8 protein-coding genes and 1 pseudogene are annotated in these 3,535 nt (G+C 67.8%); 1 reads left to right on the forward strand and 8 read right to left on the reverse strand.

Annotated features, from left to right (window positions below; all coding sequences use genetic code 11):
- Positions 1-79: 79 nt before the first annotated feature.
- Together U9980_RS25125 and U9980_RS25130 are read right to left on the reverse strand one after the other, a co-directional pair.
- On the reverse strand, positions 80-358 hold the full coding sequence (locus U9980_RS25125) for a type II toxin-antitoxin system RelE/ParE family toxin (RefSeq protein WP_322770193.1): 279 nt from the start codon (positions 356-358) through the stop codon (positions 80-82).
- Entirely contained in the window at positions 355-621 is a 267-nt protein-coding gene (locus tag U9980_RS25130; protein ID WP_322749865.1) for a type II toxin-antitoxin system Phd/YefM family antitoxin, read from the reverse strand. Before U9980_RS25130 ends, U9980_RS25125 begins: the two co-directional genes overlap by 4 nt.
- 181 nt (positions 622-802) lie before the next feature.
- Between U9980_RS25130 and U9980_RS25135 the strand changes: the two genes are divergently transcribed.
- Positions 803-937 (forward strand): hypothetical protein, encoded by a 135-nt coding sequence (locus U9980_RS25135; RefSeq protein WP_322770194.1) that lies wholly within the window; start codon positions 803-805, stop codon positions 935-937.
- A gap of 192 nt (positions 938-1,129) precedes the next feature.
- Here the strand turns inward: U9980_RS25135 and U9980_RS25140 are convergent, their stop codons facing one another.
- From U9980_RS25140 to U9980_RS25165, 6 genes and pseudogenes are all read right to left on the reverse strand, one after another.
- A complete protein-coding gene (locus tag U9980_RS25140) occupies positions 1,130-1,651 on the reverse strand; it encodes an AAA family ATPase (protein WP_416210395.1) in 522 nt (173 codons plus the stop codon).
- 41 nt (positions 1,652-1,692) lie between these two features.
- Complete coding sequence (locus tag U9980_RS25145; protein WP_322770195.1) at positions 1,693-2,091, reverse strand: PIN domain nuclease; 399 nt, start codon at positions 2,089-2,091, stop codon at positions 1,693-1,695.
- Positions 2,073-2,360 (reverse strand): hypothetical protein, encoded by a 288-nt coding sequence (locus U9980_RS25150; protein WP_322770196.1) that lies wholly within the window; start codon positions 2,358-2,360, stop codon positions 2,073-2,075. The genes U9980_RS25145 and U9980_RS25150 overlap by 19 nt, the downstream gene beginning before the upstream one ends.
- A gap of 190 nt (positions 2,361-2,550) precedes the next feature.
- Positions 2,551-2,850, reverse strand: coding sequence for a helix-turn-helix transcriptional regulator (locus U9980_RS25155; RefSeq protein ID WP_322753785.1), 300 nt, complete (start codon positions 2,848-2,850; stop codon positions 2,551-2,553).
- Positions 2,843-3,202, reverse strand: a complete 360-nt coding sequence (locus U9980_RS25160; protein WP_416210396.1) for a type II toxin-antitoxin system RelE/ParE family toxin — start codon at positions 3,200-3,202, stop codon at positions 2,843-2,845. Before U9980_RS25160 ends, U9980_RS25155 begins: the two co-directional genes overlap by 8 nt.
- A gap of 103 nt (positions 3,203-3,305) precedes the next feature.
- Positions 3,306-3,535 (reverse strand): annotated as a pseudogene (locus U9980_RS25165) (MFS transporter); the annotation flags it as partial.

A 3,535-nucleotide genomic window follows, 5' to 3' on the forward strand; every position in this document is an offset into this window, starting at 1 on the left:
CCGAGCTGCTGCACACCGTGGCCGCCGGCGCGTGGTCCCCTCCAAACAGCGGCATCGGCCTTGATCCCTACGAGACCGTTCACAGTGGTCGGTAGGCGTCTCGGCGGTGCTCGACACGGAGGACGACGACTTCGTGTTTGTCTTCGTTGATCCTGTAGAGGATGCGGTAGGTGCCTCGTCGGGCCGCCCAGATTCCTTCGAGGTCGAAGCGCAGGGGTTTTCCGACTCTGCGGGGGGCGGTGACCAACGCGGTGGTGAGGAACTCGACGGCGGCGGTGGCGACGGCCTCGGGTAGCTGGTTGGTGAGGGCGCGTCGGGCGGGTGGGGTGAGGACGAGCTCGTAGTCGGTCTCGTTCACCTGAGCAGGTCGCGTACGGCCGCGGTGCCGCGCAGGACGTCGCCGCCGGCGTATGCCTGGTCGGCTTCGCGGATGTCTGCCAGTGCCTGCGGGTCGCGTAGGACGTCGATGGTTTCTTCCATCTGGGCGAGGTCTTCGGGACTGATCAGTACGGCGGCGGCGTGGCCGTTGCGGGTCAGCACGATCCGTTCGTGCTGCCCCTCGACCCGGTCGACGAACTCGGACAGGTGGTCGCGGACGGTGCGGAGCGACTCGATCGTCATGGCCACAATTGTGGCCCCTGGGCTGTTCGGCGTCCACCCTTAATCTGCTGCGGGTGAGCCTGATCGCGTTGCCTCGGGCGCGTGGACACGGCTCGCACCCGATGATCTGCTGAGTAAGCGACCGTGCCGACGGGAGTGGTCCCCTCCAAACAGCGGCATCGGCCTTGATCCCTACGAGACCGTGACCGCCGTTCTGCACTGCGTGCACTTCGCCGCGTCGCTGCCCGACGGCATCACCCGCGCCGTGCTTCTCGGCGGCGACACCGACACGATCACTCGTCTCGCGGTCGGGCTCACCGCGTTGCGTCAGCGCTGACCGATTCCGTTCGTAGCGTGCTGTTATCGTGACGCATCTCTTAGTCAACGCTGTTGACGCCATCCCACCCAGATTTGATCTTGCGAGAACGATGATCCCATCGCCACGATCACGGCCGCCGCGGACGGGGGCGTGTGGGTGCGGCTGGCCTGTCGAGCTGGCCGTCATCGACTGGACGACCTGAGCTGGTGATCATCGGCTCGGGGTCGCCGGGTACACGTCGTCCAGGTTTCCGGTGTAGACGATGGCGTCCTCGTCGGGGGTGGGTGGGGCGAAGCGGGCGAAGAAGTCGTCCAGCGCCTCCGGGGTGACGATCAGGGCGTTGGCGTCCTGCCGCTGGTTGCGCTCGGTGAGGCGTTGCAGCAGTTCATCCCGTTCAGCGGGGAGATACACCAACTGCCACCGGCCGAGGGTCTGTTCGACGGTCTCCTTCCAGACGTCACGGTCGTCGCGTAGCCACAGGCCGTGGTCGAGGACCACGTCGTGGCCGGCTTCCAGATGCTGGATGAGTAGCCGGCGGACGGTGTCGACGACGGGGCGTTCGCGGGTGAAGTATTCGTGTTCCGGGTAGTCCACGCCGTAGCGGCCGTGCAGGCGGTGCACTTCCTCATCAACTGACAGGCGAATCATGCCGCGTTCGGCGAGGGCTCGGGCGAGTGCGGTCTTGCCCGAGCTGGTGATGCCGACCAGCAGTACGGCCAGCGGTTTGGCCATTCTCGCCGGCAGCCGGGTGGTGACGTGGCCCTCGCGGTTGGTCAGATGGTGAAGAGCCGGAGCTTGACACCGATGGAGTCGGCGAGGTGATTCAGATCATCGGGATCGCTGGTGACCACCGAGGCCTGGTACCGGACGGCGGTCGCGACGACGATCGCGTCCACGACATCGGCGGTCCCAGCGGCGCCGCAGGCGACACCCGCGGCGCGACCGGTTGGCCCATCATCGGGGCGGATATCGCAGCCCTTGAGGACGCGGGAGACCTGGTGCTGCGGGCCGCCGCGCCAGGCTTGGGCAAGGACCACCACCGGCACGATCGGGCGGATGCGAGCGGCGGTCAGTTCGTCGTGCAGGGCGAGGAAATCGGGATTGCGCCGTTCGGCGGCCAGCAGGGCGCCGGTGTCGTAGACGATCGTGCGCACTACCCGGCTGCCCGCCATGGTTCGTCGTCGAGCAGCCCGGCCTCCATCAGGAACTCGCGGGCGCGTTGCCGGGACCCCTCGGGCAGCGTGCCGTGCTCGCTTTCGTACTCGGCCACCATCTCCCGCGCGGCTGCGCGGCCTGCCGCGTGCAGGGCGGCGATGTGAGCCTTCTCGACGGCAGCCTCGGCAAGCCACGTCGACACCGGCTTGCCCTCGTCGGCAGCCGCAGCTCTGATCGTCTCTTCGATCTCAGGCGGCACCGAGATCGACAGCTTCCGTACGGTCATGGCCTTACCATAGCGCGCGGTAGGAACACCTTCCTACCGTTGTCACGCCTGCATGGAGAAGGGAACCGTTGGTCGTGCCGGACGTGGGGCGCTGGAAAAGCGGTCCGCGTCGTAACCCCACAGCCCCAGATCATGGGCGAGAACCGCGGCAGGTTCAGGGAGCGCAGGGGCGGCGACGACGTCCGGCGGGCTACGCGACGTGAGACCGGGGCGTAACCCGGACGACCAGGTCTGCGTCGAGAGCATCAGCGAGCCGGTCGAGAACAGGCAGGGTAGGCACCGTGCCGCCGGCCTCGAACCGCGCCACCGCTGACTGTGTCATGCCAGCCGCCCGCGCGAGCTCGGTCTGGCTCCAGCCTCGCTGCTGGCGCAACTGGCGGACACCACGGCCGAGTTCGAACGCCAGCCGGGTGGCCTGGTAAGCCTCCTGCGCGCCAGGCTCGTTCATCCGCCGGTCCCGCAGCTGCGCCCATTCGATCCGCTCAGTCACTGGCCCCGTCCTCCTCGTCTAGGGTGTGCTCCTCGGCCAGGCAGCGTGCTAGGGCTCGCCTGGCCCGGGCGACCTCTCCGACCTCCCGCATCCGGGTCTTGACGAACATCGTCAACAGCACCACCCGTTGCCCCGAGGCAAGCCAGTACGTGACCCGGACCGCCTGTCGGTCCACGTGGAACCGCAACTCCCGGAGCTTGCCGTCGAGGTGCCGTGTGTAGGGCTCACCCAACAACGGCCCCTGCTCAGCCAGTAGATCGAGATAGAAAGCCGCCGTAGCAAAGTGCGCTGTGGGCAACTGCTCCAGCCAGTCCCGGACCTCCGGCTCCAACTCGACGGTACCCCAAGGTATAGCAGTGACGCTATAGCATGCCCGGCGGCGGTTCGTATGACGTCCGCTGCCGCGACGCCTTGCTCGGCGAGGGCAGGGCCCACGGCCCACGGTCAGGTTTTGATCATTTGTAGTGGAGGCGGGCCGCGATCGCGGGGTCGGGTCGCGGGTGGATGGCGGCCGGGCTCGGTCGAGGGCCGGCCACGAAGAACGACAGCAGTCCCATGGCGACGGCGACAGCGGCGGTGGCACCAAACACGGTGGCCAGGCTGATGCCGTGTGCGCGCAGGGGGCCGACGCCGAAGGCGGCGATGCCGTAGCCGAGCTGGTAGCAGGCGATGACGGTACCCGACA

The organism is Protofrankia sp. Cr1, assembly GCF_963555865.1.
In the GTDB taxonomy this organism is placed as follows: Bacteria; Actinomycetota; Actinomycetes; order Frankiales; family Frankiaceae; genus Protofrankia.